At 62.8% G+C, this 24,982-nt stretch carries 9 protein-coding genes; 8 read left to right on the top strand and 1 reads right to left on the bottom strand.

The window, feature by feature from the left end:
- Positions 1-370: 370 nt before the first annotated feature.
- Positions 371-1,999: an AMP-binding protein gene (locus GWE18_RS40045; RefSeq protein WP_275191032.1), complete on the bottom strand. Its 1,629-nt coding sequence runs from the start codon at positions 1,997-1,999 to the stop codon at positions 371-373.
- A gap of 168 nt (positions 2,000-2,167) precedes the next feature.
- Here GWE18_RS40045 and GWE18_RS40040 point away from each other — a divergent pair, with 168 nt between their 5' ends.
- The 8 genes from GWE18_RS40040 to GWE18_RS40005 form a co-directional block, all read left to right on the top strand.
- Entirely contained in the window at positions 2,168-3,811 is a 1,644-nt protein-coding gene (locus GWE18_RS40040; protein WP_275191031.1) for an ATP-dependent acyl-CoA ligase, read from the top strand.
- A 99-nt stretch (positions 3,812-3,910) separates the two neighbouring features.
- Positions 3,911-5,059 (top strand): amidohydrolase, encoded by a 1,149-nt coding sequence (locus tag GWE18_RS40035; protein WP_275191033.1) that lies wholly within the window; start codon positions 3,911-3,913, stop codon positions 5,057-5,059.
- A 341-nt stretch (positions 5,060-5,400) separates the two neighbouring features.
- Positions 5,401-7,758 (top strand): TonB-dependent siderophore receptor, encoded by a 2,358-nt coding sequence (locus GWE18_RS40030; protein WP_275191030.1) that lies wholly within the window; start codon positions 5,401-5,403, stop codon positions 7,756-7,758.
- 385 nt (positions 7,759-8,143) lie between these two features.
- On the top strand, positions 8,144-8,371 hold the full coding sequence (locus GWE18_RS40025) for an MbtH family protein (protein WP_057854363.1): 228 nt from the start codon (positions 8,144-8,146) through the stop codon (positions 8,369-8,371).
- Between the two features lie 21 nt (positions 8,372-8,392).
- Positions 8,393-9,148, top strand: a complete 756-nt coding sequence (locus GWE18_RS40020) for an alpha/beta fold hydrolase (RefSeq protein WP_275191029.1) — start codon at positions 8,393-8,395, stop codon at positions 9,146-9,148.
- The gene (locus GWE18_RS40015) at positions 9,117-10,085 is read left to right on the top strand and encodes a TauD/TfdA family dioxygenase (RefSeq protein WP_275191028.1); all 969 of its coding nucleotides are present in this window, start codon (positions 9,117-9,119) and stop codon (positions 10,083-10,085) included. The genes GWE18_RS40020 and GWE18_RS40015 overlap by 32 nt, the downstream gene beginning before the upstream one ends.
- Before the next feature lie 62 nt (positions 10,086-10,147).
- Entirely contained in the window at positions 10,148-19,918 is a 9,771-nt protein-coding gene (locus tag GWE18_RS40010; protein ID WP_275191027.1) for a non-ribosomal peptide synthetase, read from the top strand.
- A 50-nt stretch (positions 19,919-19,968) separates the two neighbouring features.
- Positions 19,969-24,982, top strand: a 5,014-nt coding sequence (locus tag GWE18_RS40005; RefSeq protein WP_342804342.1) for an amino acid adenylation domain-containing protein, incomplete at its 3' end; no start/stop codon positions are given.

Here is a 24,982-nt window from a genome sequence, read left to right as displayed (position 1 = left end):
CGCAACTGGGGCCTGCAGCAGTTCACGGTACGCGGCCTCAAAAAGGTCCAGACAGTCCTGCACTGGTTCGCACTCACCAACAACATCCTGGCCGGCCACCGCCTGCTCCGGGCTGCAGCTTGAAGCCAGACAATCAACGCTAGCCAGTTTGGACTAGTCACATAGCCCAATCCCTCTTCGCCAGAGCTGCTAACCTCCAATAGGGTCACAGCCTCTCAGGATGAGGTTTGACGGTTTATGACGCAGTAAGACTAGAGCCCGGTTCTGATTGCATCAGAACCGGACTCTAGGTTCTTTGTTGACGCGTTTTCTTGACGCGAACCGGTATCCACTTCGCTTGAAAACGCTCTAGAGAGCCGGCGCCCGCGGCTCAGGCGTGGCGCAGCTTCGTCTTGAGCGCGCGCATGTCGATCGCGCGCTTGTCGCTGACGGAAGCGGCCGCGAGCGTCTTGATCTCGCCACGGGCGAGCTTGCGCGTCGACGACAGCGGCAGTTCGTCGACGATGGCGACATAGCCGGGCACCTTGTGATAGGCGAGCCGTTCGGCGCAGGTCCTGACGATTGAGGCCGCGAGCGCAGCGGCGTCATCGTCATCGACCTCGGCATTCGGCACGATGAAGGCAAAAACCTCCTCGCCGCGGATGTCGTCGGGAACGGGCGTCACCGCGCAGCCGCCGATGCGTGTGTCCATGTACAGCGCGCTTTCGACCTCAAGCACGCCGATGTTCTCGCCGCTGCGCCGCACGATGGTTTTCTTGCGATCGAAGAAATAAAGAAGCCCGTCTTCATCGGCGAAGACGAGGTCTCCGGTGCGGAACCAGCCGTCCTGCCACGCCGCTTCGGTGGCTTCCTCGTCTTTCAGGTAACCGCTGAAGAATCCGGCGCGGGGATCGTCGCCTTTGGCGCGGACCAGCAATTCGCCGGGTTTACCAAGCGCGACATCGGCGCCCCGATCGTCAACGAGGCGATACTCCATGCCTTCAGATGGCCGCCCGACGCAGCGCGCGCCAAACCCCGCCGGTTCGCGCGCGGTGGTCGTTGCCGCCGCACCTCCGGTCTCGGTCATGGCCCAGGCCTCTACGATCGGGATGCGGTAACGCTCCTCGAATGTGGCGCGGTGGCGGACGTCGACGCCGGGCGCGAACGCGAAACGCACGCGATGTTGCCTTTCAACCTCGGTCACCGGCAGTTGCAGCAGAATGGCGGGAATGACGCCGAGGCAATGTACGACGGTGGCGCCACTGTCGGCTACACACTGCCACCAGCGGTTGGCGTGGAAGCGATCGAGCGGAACCACGGTGCCGCCGAGCACCATCATGCCGACCGCGCTGCAGCCGAGCGCGTTCATGTGAAACATCGGCAGCGGCGTCAGGTTGATCTCGCGGTCCGCCTGCAGTTTGGCCACGCCGCCCTGCGCGAGGTACCAGTCGGCGACCTGAAGGAAATAGCGGTTTGACAGCATGCAGCCCTTTGGCTTGCCGGTGCTGCCTGAGGTGAACAGCAGCGCGCACTCGTCGTTGAACTCGGGAGTTTGGGCGGCAACCTCCGCCTGGCACGGCGGGATGCGGCTGTCGGTATCGATCAGGCGGGCGCGCCCGAGCACGGCATCCTTGGTCACGTGAATGCGATCCGGCGTCGCCACCAGCAGGTCAGCCTGCGACAGCTCGAGCTGGAAGGACAATTCGTCGGGGCGAACATCGGGGTTGATCGGAACGATCGAAACCCCGAGGGAATTGAGCGCGAGCCAATGCAGGAAGAAGACCGGACGATTTTCGAGCAGCAGGGCAACCCGCGCCCCGCGTCCATAGCCGGCGGATGCGTATTCCGCGCGCAGCAGGTCAACCTCGCTCTTGAACGCTCCGTAGGCGATGTTGAATCCCTCCGGCGCGTAGGGAAGTTGCGCGCTTGCAGGAGCAAGCAGGAACGGCGCGTCCGGCCGCCTTGCGGCCGTGGCCGCGAAGGCATCGGATGGCGATCGATACGGAGTGTCGAGACTCATTGAGGACACAGCTCCTGTTCATGCTTCCAGCCGCCGCAAGGGGCGGCCGGAACCCGCACGCAGTCCTTGCTGCGGCGGCAGCTTTCGTGAATACTTTAAGCCTAAACTATCTCTTTGGCCAAGTGCGATCTATCGCAGGCCGGCCCGGCGAAACCCCAGGAGGTGCGTGTGCAGGCAGGTGAGAGCAGCGCGGTCAAGCAGCGGCGGGGTACGCCGATCTGGTCGCAAGCGGTTGAACGTTTCCCGCCGGCGGACCGGGTTCTCCCGACTATTCTGACGCGGCAGGCCGCGCAATACCGCGATCGCACGCTGTTTGTCTTCGGCGAAACAAGATGGAGCTATGCCGAGACGGCCGCCATCGCGGCGGCGTCGGCCGGGCGCTTGATGCAGGCGGGAGTTCGTGCCGGTGACCGCGTCGCGCTGATGTGCTCGAACCGGCCGGAGTTTTTGGAAGTCTATCTCGGCTGCGCCTGGATGGGCGCCGTGGCCGTGCCGATCAACACGGCGCTGCGCGGCATCCAGCTCAGCCACATCCTTCGCAACTCCACGCCGAAACTGCTGGTGATCGAGTCGGGCTTCATGCCGGCGATTGAAACGCTGGAACGCGACGTTACGCTGCCGGACATTATCTGGACGATCGGAGAGCGCGCCGCGTCTCCGGCCGCACAGCGATCGATCTCGCCGCTGCCTGCGCTTGGCGAGGGAGCCTCGCCCGCGCCGGTGCGGCCGGACGACACGGTTGCGATCCTCTATACGTCGGGCACGACAGGTCCCGCCAAGGGCGTCTGCTGCCCGCAGGCGCAGATGTTCTGGTGGGGCGTCTATTCGGCGCGTGCGCTCGGTATCCTTGAGGGCGATGTCCTGTTCACGACACTGCCGCTATTCCACACCAATGCGCTGAACGCGTTCTATCAGGCGCTCCTCAACGGCTGCACCTACGTGCTCGAGCCGAAATTCTCGGCCTCCGGCTTCTGGGCAGCGGCGCGCCGGCATCAGGCGACGGTCGGCTATCTCCTTGGAGCGATGGCTATGATGCTGCTGGCGCAGCCGCCGTCGGCGAACGACACCGCGCATTTTCTGCGCGTCGCGCTCGGCGGCGGCGTGCCTGGCCAGTTTCACGGTCCATTTCTCGAGCGCTTCGGCGTGCCGCTGCTTGACGGTTACGGTTCGACCGAGACGAATTTCGTGTTCGCGAGCCCGGTCCCGTCTGATCGTCCCGGTACCATGGGCCATCTCGTCGAAGGCGTGGAGGCCTGCATCGTCGGCCCCGACGACGCGCCTCTCCCTGACAGTGAGGCCGGCGAGTTGCTGCTACGATCGCTCGAGCCGCTCGCATTCTCGACGGGCTATTTCGGAATGCCTGATAAGACGGCCGAAGCATGGCGAAATCTCTGGTTTCACACGGGCGATCGGGCGGTGCGCGACGCAGACGGCCACTACCGCTTTATCGACAGGATGAAGGATTCGATCCGCCGGCGCGGCGAGAATGTTTCGTCGTGGGAGGTGGAGCAGGTGCTGCTGGAGCATCCGGCAATCGCTGCCTGCGCCGTCTATCCGTTGCCGTCCGAGCTCGGCGAGGATGAAGTTGCGGCCGCCGTTCAACTCGAGCCCGGCCACGCGCTCGACCCCGTCGAGATCGTCAGGCATTGCGAGGGTAACGTGGCCTATTTCGCGGTGCCGCGCTTTGTCCGGATCGTCGCCGAAATGCCGTTGACCGAGAACGGCAAGATCCGAAAGGTCGTGCTGCGCGAGGCCGGGAGGACAGCCGATACGTGGGACCGAGATGCCGCGGGATACAAGCTGCGCCGCTAGAGCCTTTTCCGTTCCGATTGCATCGGAACGGGGCTCTAGATTTTTGATTTGACGCGTTTTTTCGACGCGAACCCATTTACCGAATGTATGAGCGATCTCATGTTCCTGGCCGAGCACGAATGGACTGACCTGATCGCGTGGCGCCGCGAGCTCCACAGCAAGCCTGAGTTGTCAGGACAGGAGGAGAAGACCGCGCAAGCCGTGCAGGCGCTTCTTCATGCATCCGGTGCCGACAAGGTAGTTACGGGGCTTGGCGGTCATGGCGTGCTCGGAATCTACGAAGGGGACGCGCCCGGCCCGACCATCATGCTTCGGGCCGAGCTGGATGGATTGCCGATAGAGGAGACCTCGGAACTGGCGTACCGCTCACGTGTGCCAGGAAAAGCGCATCTCTGCGGTCATGACGGTCACATGACGATTCTGGCGGCGATCGCGCGCGGCTTGGGCCGGCAACGCCCAAAGCGGGGACGGGCTGTGCTCCTGTTCCAGCCGGCTGAAGAGGATGGCTCCGGCGCGGCAGCGGTCCTTGCCGATGCGAAGTTCGAAGAGGTGCGGCCTGATTTTGTTTTCTCGTTGCACAATTTGCCGGGACTTCCGCTAGGGCAGGTTTCGATCGCCGAAGGTTTGGTCAATTGCGCGTCGCGCGGGATGCAGATCGTCTTGACGGGGCGAACCGCGCACGCCTCCAGCCCCGAATTCGGTGTTTCGCCGCAACGAGCCACCGCAACGCTGCTAAACGAAATCACCACGTTGGGACGGGGCGGAGCCCTGGATGAAGCGTTCTCGATGGTGACGGTCACCCATGCGAGGCTGGGAGAACCGGCATTTGGCATCTCGCCCGGTCATGCCGAGCTTTGGGTGACGCTGAGAACGCTGACCGATCTGGCGATGGAGCGGATACGTCTGCAGGCGGAAGATCTGGTGCAACGCGTGGCGGCGAGCGAGGGGCTGAAGGTCAAAACCACCTACCGCGACGTATTCAGTCACTGCTTGAACGACGCGGAGGCTGTTGCGCATCTCAGAAGCGCGCTCGATGCAGAAGGCGTGCGTCATTCTACGCAAGGCCTTCCGCTGCGGGGCTCGGAGGATTTTGGACGATTCAACTATCGATCCAAGGCCGCGATGTTCTTCCTTGGCGCAGGGGAGCAGCATCCCGGCCTGCACGAGCCGAACTATGATTTTCCCGATGAACTCATTGAACTTGGTGCGAAAGTTTTCATGCGGGCTCTGCGCAACCTGCTGGATTGAAAAGGTTTGAACGCGGGCAATAGCGCAATGATGATTCCATCTTTTGCTGCGCTTGATAGTCACGCAGAAGGTTAGAATGGATAAAAACTAGAAAGATTCAAAACGTGGTGGCGCACGGAATCCCGTGAAACGAAATTGATTCGCTTGAGCGCGTGTTTGAACGCCTAAAAATCTTGGTGCTGCAATTTTGAACAATTAGAAAGTGTGTGGTGTTGCTCTATCGCCACTGACGCAATCTGTTGCGCGCGCACACCATCACCTTAGATGGCTTCTACTCGCTGTTTCCACTTCGGAAGTTAGAACGAGCACCCAGACCTGCTTGTGGGCTTTGGGGTGGAAGTATGACGTATCAAGTCGCTGCGAGAAATGTTGTGCGCGCTGTTTCGCTGGGGGCGGTGAGTTATCTCGTGCTTTCGCTGGATTTTTCGAGCGGCCAGCAAGCGTTCGCGCAGAATTTGCCGCCGGTGACGGTGGATGCTCCTTCACAGCCGAGAGCGCGGCAGACGAATCGAAGGCCGCAAACTTCCAGCTCCCGTACAACACGCCGTGTCGCGGCGCCGGCACTTCGCCGGGTCGAGCCGGTGCCATATGTGGTGCCATCGACGGGCGCGCTCGGCGCTCCGCCCGCTCCCTATGCGGGAGGGCAGGTTGCCACGGGATCCCAGGTCGGATTTCTCGGCAATCGCGGCGTCATGAACACGCCGTTCAACCAGGTTAGCTACACCGCAGAACTGATGCAGAACCAGCAGGCACGCACCGTCGCCGACGTGCTGTTCAACGACCCTTCGGTTCGGAGCAAGACACCCGCCGGCAACGGCGTCGACGGCCTCTATATCAGAGGTTTCTACTACGATAGCGGCGACTACGCCATGAACGGCCTCTACGGCATGGCGCCGGCCTATTCGACTTCGGCCAACTATTTGGACCGGGTCGAGGTTCTGAAAGGTCCGGGTGTCATGCTCGGTGGTATGCCGCCTGCCGGCGCCATCGGGGGCAGCATTAACCTGGTGACGAAGCGGGCGCCCGACTACGACATCACGCAGTTGACCGGCGTGTATATTTCCAAGTCCCAGTTCGGAGCGTTTATCGATGTGGCGCGCCGCTATGGCGAGCACAAGGAATTCGGAATCCGTTTCAACGGTGGGGGGAGGGGCGGACAGACCGCAATTGACCGGCAGACCGATGAGCTCGGCAACGCGGTGCTGAACATGGACTATCGCGGTGAGCGTGCACGTGTCTCTGTGGACTTCGGTTATCAGGCCGAAGATCTCACTCCACCGCAGCGGTTCCTGACGTTCACGACCAGTCCGCCCTTTCCACCCCCCGGGATTCCGGTCCCGCCCGTACCGAGGCCCGGCACCAATTACATGCCGGACTGGGCGACCTGGAAGCCGAGAGATTCGTTCGCGATGGCGCGTGCCGAAGTCGATATGACCGACTGGCTCACGATGTATGCCGCGGGCGGCTATCACAGAAGCGAGAACAACTACCAATATGTATCGCCACGCATCACCAACGCCGGCGGCGTGGTGGGAAACTGGTCAAATCCTGCTCTGAAGGGGTTCGACATCTTTGACAATTATGCGAGCGAGATCGGCTTTCGCGCGTCTGGTCACACCGGACCCGTCCACCATCTCTTTACCGTCAACTACTCGACCTTCGATCGCGACTACCACACGTTCGGCAGGTCCGGCGGGACAGTCAATTCGAACCTGTACAATCCGCTCCCGATTCCTTTGCCGAACTTCACCACCATCGTCCAGAATTTGAAAACCCAGACGAACATGAGCAGCGTCGGCATCGCCGACACGATGTCGATGTTCGGCGACAGGCTGCAGCTCGTTGTCGGAGCCAGAAGGCAGACGGTGGGTGCGGATAGCCAGAACTTGGTGAACACTCCGCCCACCACGTCGCACATGGACGTTGCGACCTGGAGCCCAGGCTATGCAATCATCGTGAAGCCCGTCGAAAACGTTTCTCTCTATGCGAACTACATCGAGGGTCTCAAATTGCCGGAAATTGTCTCCGGAGTTACGACGTATTCGAACGTCGGAGAGATCCTTCCGCCCGGTCAGACCAAGCAAATGGAAGCCGGGGCCAAGGTCGATTTGGGCCGCGTCACCTTCACTGGCAGCTATTTCGATATTACTGCTCCGAACGCAACAGCAGTTTTCGTGCCGGGACGGCTGCCTGCGAGGAAGCTTGTGGGCGAGCAGCGCAATCGCGGCATTGAACTCTACACTTTCGGTGAGTTGGCGCCTTGGTTCCGGGTTCTCGGCGGCGTGACGTTCATCAACGGCGAAGTGGTTTCGCAATCGTATACGTATCCAGGGTTTGGCGGAGCTATCTTCAATTACAACGGCAAAACGCCGGTGGGCGTGTCAACGGTCAATCTCAATATCGGCGCCGAATGGGACACTCCCTTCGTGGACGGTCTTACCCTGACGGGCAGGGTCATTTACACCGGTGAAAGTTACGCCGATGATGCGAATACGCAAGTGCTTCCGGCGTGGACGCGAGTCGATCTCGGCGCGCGCTATACCTTCCTGTCTCCCTGGAACGGTAAGCCTATCGTCATCCGCGCCGCTGTCGAGAACGTTTTCAACGAGGCGTACTACAACTCCTACCGCACGGTCAGCAGTGCCGTTTCGCTTGGCGCTCCGCGAACTTATCTCGTGTCGACGACGTTCAATTTCTGAACCCTGCGCCGATCTAGTCGCTTGCACGTTACGCCGCCGCGGATCTCGTCCGCGGCGGCTTTTCTTTGATCTGCATTGTCAGCAAAATCTTCGCTTGTCGAAATTGATGACAATGCGATGAAAAAAATCGGGTGCTACGCGCGTGCGATTTTCGAATCTCGAAAATTGTTCCAACCCGCAAACTAGAATTGCAAGAAACTGCGTATCGTTTTGCAAATCAGTAACTTGCCATGCTCATCTGCCCGCAAGCGCGGAGGTTGCATTGTGTCACGGTATCGCCACCTTGGAGCTATTAAAAACTTCGGCGCCGATATTGCTTTGACCATCATTTGCTTCTGACTTAGTCAAACGCCATTGCTTTCGTTTTCCAAGAAGGGGCCGAACCATGATGGTGTTCGATAGAGACGACGTCACCTTCACCGTCGTTATCAATCACGAAGAGCAATACTCCATCTGGCCGACGTTCAAGGAAATTCCGAACGGCTGGAAAGCGGTGGGCAAGAGCGGCAGCAAGAAGGAGTGTCTTGATCACATCGAACAGGTGTGGACCGACATGCGCCCGCTGACGCTCCGCAAATTCATGGACGAAACGGCGCCGCAGCAGTCGGCCTAGCAAACGGAGCCTTGTCTTCCGATGCGGCTTCTTTGTCTGCCTTACTCCGGCGGCAGCGCCATGTTCTATGCGCGGTGGCGCAGGCTTCTGCCGTCGTGGATCGACGTCTACCCGGTGGAGTGGCCCGGCCGCGGCGCGCGCATGGACGAGCCGCTCGCGACCGATCCCGGCGCGCTTGCTTCGCAGCTCGCTCGCGAGCTTGGCGCGCAGCTTGACGCGCCTTACGCATTGTTCGGGCACAGCCTTGGTGCGCTGATTGCGTTCGAGCTCGCGCATAGCCTGCTCGATCGCGGCGCGCCTGCACCGGCCATTCTCTTTGCGTCAGGCGCGGAGGCGCCGGCCGTTCGCGATGGCAGCAAATGGCGCCTGCCATTGAGTGACGAGGAGTTACTCAGGGAATTGCGCAATCTGCAGGGCACGCCGGACGAAGCGTTGTTGAATGCAGAGTTGATGCAATCGGCGCTTCCGGTGCTCCGTGCCGATTTCCTGATGTGCGGTGCTTATGTCTATCGGCCGCGGCATCCGTTGCCATGCCCCGTGCACGTCTTTGGCGGTGTAGACGACGACACCGGCCGTGAATCGCTCCAGGCCTGGCGGCAGGAGACCTCGGCGGAATTCACGCTTCACATGCTGCCGGGGCACCACTTCTTCATTCACACCCAGCAAGCTGAACTGATCGACTTGATCGGAGCGGCCATGGCCCTGCAATCGGGGCGATCGATTGGTTTGCATCGGAGCGAGGATCATGAGCGTGTTCTCCGTACAGCCACTCATTGAGGGCAAGCGCCTTCCGTTGTTGCTTAGGGCCGACAAGGCCGGGCAGCCGCTTGGCGCGGCGCTTCCCACGCTGCGGGACACCATCGACCGGCATCTGACCGATTGCGGAGGGATCGTGTTTCGCGATTTCTCTCTCGATGGTCCCGGCGCCTTTCGGGCTTTCGCAGCCGATTTCGGTCATCCGCTGCTCACCTATGAGTTCGGATCGACGCCGCGCTCGCAGGTCACCTCCGGGGTCTACACGTCCACCGAATATCCGCCGCACCAGCATATCCCGCTGCACAACGAGCAGGCCTATACGCGCGATTGGCCGATGAAGATCTGGTTTTATTGCATGCAGCCGGCGCTGGAGGGCGGCGAGACGCCGGTCGCTGACAGCCGCGCCATCTATCGGGACTTGCCGCCGGCGATTCGCGAGCGTTTCGCCGACAAGGGCGTGATGTATGTGCGGAACTACGGCAACGGCCTCGACGTCGGTTGGCAGCAGGTGTTCGGCACCGACTCCAGGCCGGAGGTCGAAGCCTACTGCGCCGCGCATGACATCGAATGCGAGTGGAAGGAAGACGGCGAGCTTCGCACGCGCCAGATTTGTCAGGGCACGGCGCAGCATCCGGTGACCGGAGAGTGGGTCTGGTTCAACCAGGCCCATTTGTTTCACGTCTCCAACCTCGAGCCGGAAGTGCGCGAGAGCCTGCTCGACGTCGTCGGTGGCGAGGTCGATCTGCCGCGCAACGTCTTCTACGGTGACGGTTCGCCGATCGACGATGAGACGCTGTCGACCGTTCGCAGCGTTCTCGAAAAGCACAAGATCAGCTTCCCATGGCAGGCCGGCGACGTCGTGATGCTCGACAACATGCTCACCGCGCATGCGCGCGCACCATTCAAGGGGCCGCGCACGGTGATCGTCGCAATGGCGGAAGCCCATCGGCAGAGTTGATCGGCGTCTGTCACCTGGAAGGTGAGGGGCTTCGATTCGCGTTCGGACAGGATTTCGAGAAGATGTATAGAGACAACCTTGTCGAACGATTGCGCGAACACGCCACACTGCGTCCCGACAGGGCGGCGTTGCGCTTCCTGGAAGGGGACGATGTCGCCGGTGAATTGACATTCGCCGCGCTCGACGCCCGGATAAGGTCCGTCGCGGCCCGGTTGCAGCAGTTGGGCGGCGCGGGCGAGCGGGCGGTCATCCTGCTGCCCAGCGGGGTCAACTATGCCGTCGCCTTCTACGCGTGCCTGTATTCGGGGGTGATCGCCGTTCCGGCGTATCCGCCGGAGGGCGGCCCGGAGCGCTATACGGGACGTCTCAACGGCATTCTGCGCGATGCGGCGCCCCGCTTCATCCTGGTGGAAACGGCGCTCCGTTCTCTTGTGGAAGCAGCGCTTCCCGAACTGGCGAACGCCGAGATTATTGCGGTGGATACGATCCCGCCCGACCTCGCTGCGGAATGGCGAGAGACGAGGCCTGCGGCGGATGCGATCGCTTTCCTGCAGTACACGTCGGGATCGACATCGCAGCCGAAGGGCGTGTGCGTCTCGCACGGTAATCTGACGGCCAATGAGAAGGCCATCCAGGCCGCAGCCGGCGGAACGCTCGACGACATCTTTGTAAGCTGGCTGCCGCTCTATCACGACATGGGATTGATCGGAGGATTGCTCAACCCACTGTTCACAGGCTTTACCGCCGTCCTGATGTCGCCGCGCAATTTTCTCGAGCGGCCGCGGCGCTGGCTTGAGGCGATCGATCGTTACGGCGGCACGATTAGCGGTGGACCTGATTTCGCTTACGCGCTGTGCACCGATCGCATTTCTGATGAAACGATCGGTCGGCTCGACCTGAGCCGCTGGAAGTTCGCATTCTCCGGCTCGGAATTTGTCCGCAAGAGCACGCTGAGGAGATTCGGCGAACGCTTCGAACGGGCCGGGTTCGACCGGCGTGCGCTAACCGCCTGCTACGGCCTGGCTGAGGCGACGTTGCTGGTGACGGCAGGTGAACTCACCACTGAGACCGTCAGCTACACGCTCGACACGCCGGCGCTTGCCGCAGGCCGCGTTGCAACCGCGGACGAAGGCACTGACCTCGTGGCGTGCGGCCAAACGGTCGCCGATCATGCCACGCGCATCATGCGGTCCGATGGATCGACGGCAGCGGAGGTGGACGAAATCGGCGAGATCTGGGTCGCCGGTCCCAGCGTTGCGCTCGGATACTGGAATAACCCCGAGGCCACGCACAACGCCTTCGTCGAGCGCGACGGCGTGCGCTGGCTTCGTACCGGAGACATTGGTTTTATCCGGGACGGCGCGCTGGTCATCACCGGCCGGCTCAAGGATCTCCTGATCGTTCGCGGGCAGAACGTCTATCCGACGGACGTCGAGCAGGCGATTGAGGCCGATGTCGAACTGGTCCGCAGCGGACGGGTTGCGGCTTTTGCGGTCGAGATGGACGGACAGGAAAGCATTGGCGTGGCGGCAGAGTTCAGCCGCACTGTTCTCAAGCGCAGCAATCCCGAAGCGCTTGCCCATGCGATCGGAGAGGCGGTGCTGCGGCAGGCGCAGGAATATCCGGCCGTCATCGTCCTGCTGAATCCGCAGGCGATGCCGCTGACGACGAGTGGAAAACTGCAGCGTTCGGCCTGCGCGACACGCTGGGCCGACAATACGCTCGACAGTTTTATGGTTTTCGAAAGAGGGCGTCGCCGCGATGGGACCGTATTGACGGCTCCGGTTAGCGATACCGAGCACGCCGTGGCCTCGATCTGGCGCGACGCGCTTGGCGTCAGGGCCGTGCATCGCGAGGACGATTTCTTCGTGCTGGGCGGAAACTCGATCGCGGCCGGACAGGTCACAGCCGCGCTCCGCGAGCGCTTCGGCGTCGAGCTGGAACTGCGCAGCTTCTTCGACGCGCCGACGCTCTCAGCGTTCGCGGGCCATGTCGATGGCCTGGCACAGACCGGCGCGGAGCGGACGCTGCCGCCGATCCCGCGGGCACCGGCGGCCGATCGCGCGACCTTGTCGCATGCGCAGGAGCGGCTGTGGTTCCTCTGGAATATGGACCCCACTGGGACGGCCTATACCGTTGCCAGCACGATCCGCCTGGAAGGAAGGCTGGATCATGCCGCCTTGTCGCGAGCGATCGGAGAGGTCGTTCGGCGTCACGAGGTGCTGCGCACCACGTTCGTCGCGGCCGACGGTCGCGCAAGGCAGATCATTCACGACGCCATGAGCGTTGGTATCAGGCACCAGGATCTCCGTTCATATCCCGCGCTCGACCGCGCTGAACATGCCGCTGAGCTCAGACGATCCGAGCTCGCGAGGCCCTTCGACCTCGTGAACGGACCGCTGTTCCGGGCAGCTTTGCTTCAGTTCGCAGATGACGCGCACGAACTTCTGCTGCTTGCCCATCACATCGTGGTCGACGGCTGGTCACTCGATGTGATGCTCGACGAGCTGGCTGGGCTCTATCGGAGCAGCATCGGGCAGAGCGCGGGTGCGCCGCCGATACCGATGATTCAGTATGCGGACTTCGGAGCCTGGCAGCGAAGCTGGCTCGCGGGTGGTGAGGGAGACCGGCAGTTCGCGTATTGGCGCGCAAAGCTGGGCGATGCGCATCCTGTGCTGGCTCTGCCCCATGATAGGCCGCGTCCGGCGACGCAAAGTCATGCCGGGGATACGATCGGCCTTGCGATCGATGCTGCGCTTGCCACGCGGCTCCGGGAGATTGCTGCGAAGCATCGGGCGAGCGTCTTTATGCTGCTGCTCGGCGCGTATCAGGCGCTGTTGTACCGCTATACGGGGCAAAGCGATTTGCGTGTGGGCGTGCCGGTCGCGGGACGTCGGCACGTGCAGCTTGAGCGACTGATCGGATGTTTCGTCAACACGCTGGTGCTGCGCGCCGAGATCGCCGACGAAGCGACCTTCCCGAGCCTGCTCCGACAGGTCAGGGAAGCGGTGATCGAGGCGCTGTCACATCAGGATCTGCCCTTCGAAATGCTTGTCGATGGCCTGCGTCCTGAACGAAGCGGCGGCCACAATCCGCTGTTCCAGGCCAAGTTCAACTACATGACGGCGCCACGCGGGTTCGATAGCGTCGAAGGGCTCGCCGCCGAGATCGACATCATGGACCTCGCCGGTTCGCATTTCGACCTCGCGCTTGATATCGTCGATGGCGCGAGCGGCATGAAGGCGACCTTCAACTATGCCGCCGATCTCTTCGACTCGCCGACGGTCGCGCGGCTGGCGGCACAATTCGGTTCGATGCTGCGCCAGATCGCTGATAATGCGGAACGGCGGATATCGGACTTCGTCATTGACGATGCGAACCGCCAGGTCGTGCCGAGCCAGACCGCCGTGTTTGGCTTCTCCGATGTTGTCGGTCTTTATCGCGCGGTGACAGCCGACAAGCAGGCCGCGGTTGCCATCCGTTGCGGCAGCGAGACGTTGACCTTCGCGGAGCTAGAGCAAAAGTCGAACCGCATTGCGCATATGCTCGCCGGCAAAGGCGTGACACGCGACGTGCCGGTTGCGCTGTGGATCGAGCGCTCGCCTGCTTTTGTCGTTGCGCTGCTTGGGGTGCTGAAGGCGGGCGGTGCCCATGTGCCGCTCGATCCGAAATGGCCGCTGGAGCGCATCAGGCGCATCCTGGAGGATGGCGGCATCGATATCGTGCTGGCTGCGGGCGAGAAGCTGGCGGACGCGCTTGCGCTCGATTGCCTTGTGCTCGATGCGGACGCCGAAGCGGCGCGCGAGGAAACGTCGAGCGCGTCGCCCGACAATTTCATTCACCCCGCGCAGACCGCTTACGTCATCTATACCTCCGGATCGACCGGCGCGCCCAAGGGTGTCGCCGTCTCGCACGGCGCTTTGGCCAACTACGTGCAGGCCCTGTTGCAACGCCTGCAGCCTCAGCCGTTGGCGAACATGGCGATGGTCTCGACCGTGGCGGCCGATCTCGGCCACACCGTCCTGTTCGGCGCGCTCGCCTCCGGCGTGACGCTGCATCTGCTGTCTCCGGAAACCGTGTTCGATGCGGAGTCGTTCGCAAAGGCCATGCGCGACGGTGAAGTCGGCATTCTCAAGATCGTGCCCAGCCATCTGCGCGGCCTGCTGCAGGCATCGCGCTCGGCCGATCTCCTGCCGCGCGATACGCTCATTCTTGGTGGGGAGACCTGCGATCCTGCGCTGTTGAACGAGGTCCGGCAGTTGCAGCCGCAATGCCGGATTGTGAATCATTACGGACCGACGGAAACGACCGTTGGTGCGGTGACCTATGAATGCGAGCCCACAAGCGGGGCGGGACCGGTTCCGATTGGCCTACCGCTCGCTAATCTGCGCGTCCACGTTCTGGATGATGCGCTCAACGAAGTCCCGATCGGCGTCACGGGCGAGCTCTATATCGGGGGCGCCGGCCTCGCGCGGGGGTATCGTGGCGCGGCCGGCTTGACCGCCGAACGCTTTATTCCTGATCCGTTTGGGCCGGCCGGAGAGCGGCTGTACCGGACCGGTGATCGTGTTCGCTGCGATCGGGCAGGCCGTCTGCTATTCCTTGGCCGCGCCGATGATCAGATCAAGCTACGTGGCTATCGCATCGAGCTCGGCGAAGTCGGGCGCGCCATCAAGGCGCTGCAGGGGATCGATGACGCGGTGGTTGTCGCGCGCGCGATCGGTGCGAGGGCCGAGCGGCAGGAACTCGTGGCTTACTGTGTGCCCGGCACCGGCGCCACGCCGAAGTCGGACCTGATCAAGCAGCAACTGGCTGCGGTGGTACCGGAATATATGGTGCCGTCACACATTATTATGTTGGAGCGACTGCCCCTCACGCCCAATGGCAAGGTCGACCGCAAGGCGTTGCCGGCACCGGCTGATGAGGCGGTTGCGTCGAGCTATGCCGCGCCTGTGGGCGACACTGAGGAGGCGATCGCCGCGGTGTGGCGTGAGGTGCTCGGCCGCGAGCGCATTGGCCGCAACGACAACTTCTTCGAGCTCGGCGGCGATTCCATTCTCAGCCTGCAAATCATCGCCCGTTTGCGCAAGCGCGGCATCCGCCTGACGCCGAAACAGGTGTTCAGCCAGCAAACCGTGGCCGGACTGGCGACCATCGCCGCCATCACGGCAGCACCGGCCGCAAAGAAAGAGACGCGGGATACGAAGACGTCGACCGATGGCGATCCGGCTACCGGCATGCGTCATCTGCTGCCGATCCAGGCTCGCTTTTTCCGGGAGGATATCGGCAACCGGAATCACTGGAATCAGGCTGCGCTGCTGGTCCCGCAAACGCGGATGGATTGGGAGGCGCTGCGAGGTGCCCTTAACGCAGTCGTGGAGCACCACGATGCGCTGCGCCTGCGGTTCAAGCAGGTGGACGGCGCGTGGCAGGCAGAGCAGGGCGGTCCGCCGGCGCGGTCCGAGCTGCTATGGATTCATACTGACGTCGGTGACGGGACGGGTGTCACCGCGCTTGCTTCTGCCGCACAGGAGAGCCTGTCGCTGTCTTCTGGCCTGTTGCTGCGTGCGGTCGGGATGGACCTTGCGGATGGCAGCCAACGGCTGCTGGTCGCGATCCATCATTTGGTTGTCGATGGCGTATCCTGGCGCATCCTGCTGGAAGACCTTGCCTCGGCTTACGATCAGTTGAAGCAAGGCGGCACCGCCGTCGCGCTACCGCCAAAGAGCGAATCCTTTGCGTCCTGGGGCGAGCGGTTGCATTCTTACGCGACGACCAGGGAGGTTGCAGACGAACTGCCCTTCTGGCTCGATTGTGGGGCGGGCCCGAGCCTGCCACGCGACGATAATCATGGCGGCGTCGATCTCGTCGGTGACGGTGAGGAGGTGTCGCTGGTTTTCGACACCGAATTGACCTCAAGGCTGCTTGAAGAGGCGCCCGCCGCCTATCGGACGCAGGTCAACGATCTCTTGCTGGCGAGCCTGGCGCGTGCGGTCTCGCGCTGGAGCCGATGCAACGATGTGACGATCGAGGTCGAAGGCCACGGCCGCGAGGACATATTCCCTGGAGCGGATATCTCTCGCACCGTGGGCTGGTTCACGACGGCTTTCCCGGTGCGGCTGCAGGGTGGGGCGGGCGACGATGCTTTTCTGATCAAGGCGGTCAAGGAAAAGCTTCGCGCGATCCCGAACCGCGGGCTTGGCTATGGCGTGTTGCGCTATCTCGGCTCCGAGGATCAGCGCCATGCACTGGCACAACTGGCCGAGCCGCAGATCGTTTTCAACTATCTCGGCCGGTTCGATGGCAGCGTGGGCGCTTCCCAGCGCTTCGCCTTTGCGCCCGAGAGCGCAGGTCCGTCTCGCAGCGCCGCTGCGCCCTTGCGGGGGTGGCTGAACATCAACGGTCTGGTGCGTGAAGGGCGTCTGCGATTGTCCTTCGGATATGGACGCAAGCGCTATCGACGCGAGACGATCGAGCGGCTGGCAGGGCTTTACGAGGCGGCCCTGCGCGATTTGGTGGCGCATTGCTGCAGCGGAGCATTCGGTATCACCCCGTCGGACGTTGCGCTGTCCGGGCTCGGTCAGGCTGATCTCGACCGGCTGGGGACGACGTTAGATCTCCGCGGCATCGAGGACATCTATCCGCTTTCGCCGATGCAGCAGGGCATGCTGTTCCACGCGCTCCGCGATGGCGACAACGATGCCTATGTGAACCAGGTCGGACTCGAGTTGTTCGGCTTCGATACCGAAAAGCTTCGCATGGCGTGGCAGGCGGTGAGTGATCGGCACGCCGCCCTGCGGACCGGCTTTGTCTGGCAGAATCTGTCGGGCACAGCACAGCAGGTAGTGCACCGCCATGTAGCGGTGCCGTTCGTCGAAGAGGATTGGCGCAACCGGACGGCATCGCTCGAACGCAGCGGCGACCGCGCGGAACTGGATGCCGCGCTGGCGGAGGTATCCCGGTGCGAACGCGAGTCCGGCTTTGACGTCTCGCAGCCGCCGTTGCAGCGGGTGCGTCTGATCCGGCTCGACGACAAGCGTCACTGGTTGATCTGGACCCATCATCACATTTTTGTCGACGGCTGGAGCTCGGCCCGCTTGGTTGCAGAGGTGCTGCAGCATGTGAACGGTGGCGCGCTGCCCGCGGTGCAGGGCAGCTATCGCGACTACATCGCATGGCTGCAGGGCCGCGATCACTCAGGCGCCGAAAAATTCTGGTGCGATGCGTTGGCAGGGCTGGAGGCGCCGACTCTGCTGGCGAATACGCTGGTACCGAACGACAAGGCATCGGAGGCCAACGAGCACGCCAGCATTGCACTTGCGGTGGATGCGGAGCTGACCGAACGGCTGATGGTCTTTGCGAAGCGCGAGCGGGTGACGCTCAATACGCTCATACAGGGCGCGTGGGCGCAGGTGCTGCGGCGGCATTCGGGGCAGACCGCCGTCTGTTTCGGGGTGACCGTATCGGGCCGGCCGGAGGAACTGCCGGGCTCCGAGGAGATGGTGGGACTCTTCATCAACACATTGCCGATCGTCGACGCGCCAAACCCGCAGGCGGGTGTCGGCGAGTGGCTGCGACAGCTGCAAGAGCGGAACCTGGCTTTGCGCGAGCATGGCTGGACGCCGCTCTACGAAATCCAGCGCCTTGCCGGCCATGCCGGGCAGACGTTGTTCGACAGCATTCTGGTGTTCGAAAACTATCCGATCGATGCCGCGTTGCGGCGGACCGGGGAGAGCGGCCCGCGCCTGGGACGCGTGGACCATGTGACGCCGACGAACTATGCGCTGGCGGTTGCCGTGTTCGCCGGAAGCGACCGGCTCAATCTTGAATTCAATTACGACCGGGCCCGGTTCGACGAGGCAGCAGTCCTGCATCTTCGGCATCTGCTGCATGGGATGCTGGAACGGATTACAGCCAATGCGGATCGTCCGATCGGCGCTCTCGGATCAGCCGCCGATGACGAAGCCCGACGAGTCCTGGACTGGACCGGTGCAGCGCGTTCGGCATCACCTGCTTCCCATGTCGGTGTCGTCACGTATATCGAGACGCAAGCCGCGCAGGCGCCTTCTGCCGTTGCGATTGCGTGGGGCGATCAGCGCATCAGCTATGGCGCGTTGAACGCCCGGGCGAACCGGCTTGCGCGACGGCTTCGTCTCTGGGACGTCGGTCCAGATCGCCTGATCGGCATCGCCTTGGCGCGCAGCCCGGAAATGATGGTGGCGCTGCTGGCTGTTCTGAAAGCAGGCGGCGCCTATCTCCCGCTCGATCCCGACTATCCGGCCGAACGCCTCGCCCACATGCTGCGCGACAGCGCGGCGACCCTGGTATTGACACAAAGCGCGCTGCTCGAACCTCTCGCACCGGTCCTGCGCGAGACCGGGGTCGATGCCTGGTGCATCGACGAACCGCAGCAGATCGTTAGCGAAGACACTGGCAACCTGAATGTCGAAATCCATCCGGACAGCCTTGCCTATGTGATCTACACGTCGGGATCGACCGGAATGCCGAAGGGCGTGGCTGTAACGCACGGGCCGCTGGCCATGCATTGCGAGGCGATCGGCCGGCTGTACCGCATGACGTCGCGCGACCGGGAATTCCAGTCGGCCTCGATCAATTTCGACATCGCCCACGAGCGATGGCTGGTGCCGCTGATGACGGGCGGAGCGCTCGTCCTGCCGTCGAAGCCAGGTCTGCTGATCGACGACCTCGTCGGCGAGATTGAGAGAAATTCGGTCTCGACGATCTTTCTGCCGCCGGCCTATGCGGATCAATTGAGTGCGGCACTGCGGCAGAGCGGACGCAGGCTCTCGATCAGGGCGTGCATCGTGGGCGGCGAAGCCTGGTCGGATACCGGAATCCAGGCGCTCCGCCAGGCCGCCGATGTCGATCTTCTCATCAACGCCTACGGCCCGACCGAAACGGTGATCGCGCCGACGGCGTGGCTGATCGACGACGCCGCGTTGATGCCGGGGCAGCCCGCGCCGATCGGACGGCCCGTTGGTGTCAGGTCCGCTCACATCCTCGACGCCGACCTCAACATGGTGCCGGTTGGTGTCACCGGCGAACTGTTCATCGGCGGTGTTGGGCTGGCTCGGGGCTATCTGAGGCGGGGCGCACTGACGGCGGAACGGTTTATCCCGGATCCGTTCGGCGGCAACGGCGATCGCCTCTACCGTACCGGCGATCTCGCGCGGTGGCGGGCGGATGGCGTGATCGAATATGTCGGCCGCGCGGATCAGCAGGTGAAGATCCGCGGCTTCCGCATCGAGTTGGGAGAGATCGAGGCGCGCCTGCTCGAGCAGCGCGGCGTGCGCGCCGCGGCCGTGGTGGCGCGCCAGAGCAGGACCGGGCGTCAGTTGATCGCCTATGCCAGTGGTGAGCCGGCACTCGACGGCCGCGCCTTGCGCGATGCGCTATCGGCCGTTCTGCCTGATTACATGGTGCCATCGGCGATCATGGTGCTCGAGCAGTTGCCGCTGACTCCGAACGGCAAGATCGACCGGCGGGCGTTGCCGCCCCCGGACGCGCAGTCCTGCCGTGGCTACGAGGCGCCCGAGGACGAAATCGAGATTGCGCTGGCGAAGATCTGGGCCGAGCTGCTGGGTGTCGGCCAGATCGGACGCAACGATCACTTCTTCGAGCTTGGCGGGCATTCGCTGCTTGCCGTGCGGGTGCTCAGCCGGGTGTCGCAGGAGATCGGTGTGTCCATTCCGGTTTCAGATCTGTTCGTTCATCCCGAGCTGGCGTCATTCGCGCGCGTCGTGTCGATCAGGCTGATCGAGCAGGAGTTCGATGCAGAAGAACTCCAGGATCTGATCGCGGCGGGGCAGTGAACATGGTGGGTTCATCAAAGCCGAATTTGCAGGATCTGGATCCCGCGGAGGTGAGAAAGCTTCTGTCGCTGGCCAGAGGCCGCGGCCGAAATGCCAACAGGAACGGACCATCCTCGATTCCGGCGGTCCTCCGCGACGAACCGCTGGAATTGTCCTTTGCACAGCAGCGTCTTTGGCTGCTGGCGCAGCTCGATGGCGTCAATTCCAATTATCACATTCGTGGCGCACTGCGCCTCTCGGGCGATCTCGACGTCGGTGCATGGTGTCGTAGCCTGGATCGGTTGTTTGCGCGTCACGAAGCGCTGCGCAGCATCTTTCGCGTAGTCGATGGTCAGCCGCGCGTTGAATTGTTGCCTGCCGAACACCTGCCGGTGCTCGAACATGATTTGCGGCTACGGGAAGATGCTGAACAGGAACTCGCGCGCTTGTGCCGCGAGGAAGCCGGCACACCGTTCGATCTCACCACGGGGCCATTGATCCGCGGCCGCCTCATCCGGGTCGCGGAGAGGAAGTATCTGTTCCTGCTCACCCAGCATCACATCGTATCCGATGGCTGGTCGATGGGTGTGCTCGTGCGCGAGCTAGGTGCCTTATATCGGGCGTTTGTGGCCGGCCAGGACGATCCGCTGCCACCGCTGGCAATTCAGTATCCGGACTACGCCGCCTGGCAACGGCAGTGGCTGGCGGGCGAACGATTGCAGCGGCAGGTCGACTATTGGCGGCAGGCGCTCGCGGACGCACCCGCGGTGCTCGAATTGCCGACAGACCGGCCGCGGCCGTCGGTCAGGTCTCTCGCCGGCGCGTCGTTGCCGATCGAGATCGACGCCGACCTTGCGCTCGGCATCAGGCGGCTCAGCCAATCGCATCGCGCGACGGCATTCATGACGGTGCTGACGGCATGGGCGGCGGTGTTGTCGAAACTTTCGGGCCAGACCGATCTCGTGATCGGCACGCCGGCAGCCAACCGCAACAGACGCGAAACCGAGGGTCTGGTCGGCTTCTTCGTCAATATGCTGGCGCTCCGCGTGGACCTGTCGGCGGAGCCTGATGTGGCGGAGCTGCTCAGCCGTACACGTGGTGCGGCGCTCAAGGCTCAGGACCATCAAGATCTGCCGTTCGAACAGCTCGTCGAGATCATTCACCCGCCGCGGCGACTGGACCATACGCCGGTCTTTCAGGTCGTGTTCGCCTGGCAGAGCAACGAAACGGCAACGCTTGAGCTGCCCGGCCTCCAGGCCGAGATTGCCGATATCCCGCTGCAGCAGGTCAAGTTCGACCTGGAGCTCAATTTGGGCGAGGCGGACGGCCACATCATCGGCGCCTTGAACTATGCAACGGCGCTGTTTGACGAAGCGACGATCGAGCGCCACCGGGACTACCTGCTCGCCATGTTGCGGGCCATGGTCACTGATGCGGATCAGATCGTCGACCGGATCGATGTGACAGGCGTCGAAGAACGCAAGCTCGTTCTGGACACATGGAACGCGACGGCTGTGCCGTTCCCGTCCGAGCGCTGCATCCACGAGCTGTTTGCCGAACAGGTCCGAACAACGCCCGAAGCCATCGCACTGGTTCATGAGGGCGTTCGCCTGAGTTATTGCGAACTTGATGCGAAGGCCAATCAGCTCGCCTGGCACCTGATCGCTTTGGGCGTCGGTCCGGACCAACCGGTCGCAATCTGCCTGGAGCGCGGCGTCGCCATGGTGGTCAGCCTGCTGGCCGTGCTCAAGGCAGGTGGCGCTTATCTGCCGCTGGATCCGGCTTATCCGGCGGAGCGGTTGCGCGAAATCGTCGATGACGCAAAACCGGGATTGTTGATCGCCAATAATGTCGCACGCGCCACGTTCGCGAATACGACGTGCGAGATTGTCGATCTGGAGGCCAGCGCGTCGGCCATCGCCAGCCTGGCGACATCCGCGCCGGCGGATACAGGGCTGACTTCGCGGCATCTCGCCTACATCATCTACACCTCCGGCTCTACCGGCAGGCCGAAGGGAGTGATGGTCGAACATCGCGGCCTGGTGAATCTGGCGGTGGCCCAGAGAGCGCTGTTTGAAGTCTCCCCACGCAGCCGCGTTGTGCAGTTTGCGTCGTTCAGCTTCGACGCCAGTACCTGGGAAATCGTCATGGCCCTGTGCTCGGGGGCTGAGCTGTTTCTCATCGGTCCGCAACAGCACCGCAATACATCGGAACTGCTCGACTATCTCGCGGACAACGCCATTACGCACGCGACCTTGCCGCCGGCCGTGCTGCAGGGACGCACCGATCTGAACAGGCTCGCATCGCTGCGGGTGCTGGTCCTCGCCGGTGAATTGCCCAAGGCCGAACTGATCAAGGGGCTGCCTCCGGGCGTCACCGTCTTCAACGGCTACGGGCCGACGGAAGCAACGGTCTGCGCCACCACCTGGCTGCGGCAGGCGGGCTTTAATGGCGATGTCGTCCCGATCGGCCGGCCGCTTCCCAATACTCGGATCTATCTGCTCGACAGGTTCGGCGCGCCCGTTCCGCGCGGGGTGATCGGCGAAATCTACATTGGCGGGGCGGGGGTCGCTCGCGGGTATCTCAATCGCGCCGATCTGACCGCGGAACGCTTCGTGTGCGATCCTTTCAATGGCGACGCTGCCGCACGCTTGTATCGCACCGGCGATCTCGGACGTTACCTGCCGGATGGCAACATCGAGTTCCTTGGTCGCAATGATCATCAGGTCAAGATCCGCGGCTTCCGCATCGAACTCGGCGAGATTGAATTCCGTCTCAATGAGCATTCCGGCGTGGCCGATGCGGTGGTGCTGGTGCGTCAGGACGGTGGCGACCCGCGGCTGGTCGCGTATGTGGCCGCGAAGGACGACAACGCGAGACTCGATGCCGGTGAATTCGCGGCTGCGATGCGCAGCCACCTCCGTGCATGCCTGCCGGAATACATGGTGCCGTCAGCTTTCGTGCGCCTGGATGCATTGCCGCTGACGCCGAACGGCAAGGTCGATCGCAAGGCATTGCCTGCGCCAGGGGATTATGCCTTTGCACGAGGTAGCTTTGAACCGCCCCAGGGCGAGATCGAGGAGCTCGTTGCGAAGGTCTGGACCGAGTTATTGGGCGTCGATCGGATTGGACGCAACGATCATTTCTTTGAGTTGGGTGGTCATTCGCTGCTCGCGGTCCGCATGCTGGAACGGCTGCAGCGGCATTCGCTCCGCGCGGATGTGCGCTCGCTGTTCGCAAAGCCCGTGCTGGCAGATTTCGCTGCCAGCCTCGATAGCTGCGGAGAAACCGATGTTCCGGCCAATCTGATCACGCCGCAAACGACGGCAATTATGCCCGAGCTGTTGCCGTTGATCGCACTGAAGCAATCCGACATCGACAGCATCGTGGCGAGGGTGCCCGGCGGTGTCGCCAACATCCAGGACATCTACGGGCTGTCGCCGCTTCAAGACGGTATCCTGTTTCACCATCTGTTGTCGGGGCAGGGTGATCCTTACTTGCTGGTCGGCCAGATGGCGTTTGCAAGCCGCGATTTGCTCGATCGCTATCTCGCCGCCGTCCAGCTGGTGATCGATCGTCACGATATTCTCCGCACGTCCATTGCGTGGGATGGACTGTCCACTCCGGCGCAGGTGGTTTGGCGGCAGGCTTCCTTGGTCGTCACTGAGGTCGTGCTTGATCGCGACAGCCCGGCACATGAGCAACTCACGCGGCGTTTCGACCCGCGCCGCAACCGGATCGATCTCGGCCAGGCGCCGTTACTGCGGTTTGCGGCCGCCCACGATCCCGGCAAGGAGCGCTGGCTGCTGCTGGTATTGCTGCATCATCTGATCGGCGATCACTCCACGCTCGAGGTGATGCACGACGAAGTCCGGAAGATATTGTCCGGGCGAGGTCACGAACTGGTGGCTCCGTATCCGTTCCGAAATCTGGTGGCGCAGTCGCGCAGATCGGCAGCGACGGTGGAGCACGAGCGCTTCTTCCGAAGCATGCTGTCTGACATAGATGAGCCGACCATGCCGTTTGACCTCGATCGGGTGCACGGTGACGGTGGTGGCGTGACGGAAGCCCGGCGAATGCTGCCGGAATCCCTTAACACGCGGCTCCGCGCCCTGGCACGGCGCATGGGCGTGAGTCTTGCAAGCCTGTGCCATCTTGCCTGGGGCCAGGTGGTGGCGCGAAGCAGCGGGCGCGAGCGCGTCGTGTTCGGCACCGTCCTGTTCGGCCGCATGCATGCCGGCGCCGGCGGCGATCGCACCATGGGGTTGTTCATCAATACATTGCCGTTGCGGCTCGACCTCGATGACACCGCGGTCGAAGATTGCGTTCGCCATGCGCACGCCCGGCTGGCCGAACTGATGGCGCATGAGCATGCTTCGCTGGCGCTTGCGCAACGATGCAGTGGTGTCGCGGCGCCGGCGCCCTTATTCAGTTCGATCCTGAACTACCGTCACAATGCGATGCCGGATGACTCAACCGCAGATGAGAACAGCACAGGCTTGAGCGGCATCGAGTGGCTGGGTGGTGAAGAGCGGACCAACTATCCCCTGATGCTCGCGATCGAGGACTACGGTCAGGCACTCGGGTTGACGGTGCAAGTGGTGCCCCCGGTTTCACCTGATCGCGTGTGCGCTTTAATGCAGCAGGCGCTCGATCAACTGGCCGAAGCTCTGGAGCGCGCACCTCGTTCTCCGGTGAGGCAGTTGGATGTTTTGCCTGACGACGAGCGCCGGCTTTTGCTGGAGATGTGGAATCGAGCGCAGTGCCGATCTCGACGAGATCGCTCATTCATCGCGCAGTTCGAGACGCAGGTCGATCAATCTCCAGACGCTGTCGCGCTGGTGTTTGGCGATATGGAGTTGAGCTACGGCGCGTTGAACGGCGGGGCCAACTGGCTGGCGCGGAGGCTGCGCGATCGCGGTGTCGGAACCGATGTGGTGGTGGGTTTGGCGCTTGACCGCGGCGTCGAGATGATGGTCGCACTGCTGGCTGTGCTGAAGGCGGGCGGGACGTATCTGCCGCTCGACCCGGATTACCCGCCCGAGCGGCTGGCGCACATGCTGCGCGACAGCGGCGCGGCACTGG

Source organism: Bradyrhizobium sp. CSA112, assembly GCF_029051645.1.
Taxonomy (GTDB): Bacteria; Pseudomonadota; Alphaproteobacteria; order Rhizobiales; family Xanthobacteraceae; genus Bradyrhizobium.
Note: the sequence above shows the minus strand (reverse complement) of the source record. Positions and strands in the feature narration are given on the sequence as shown.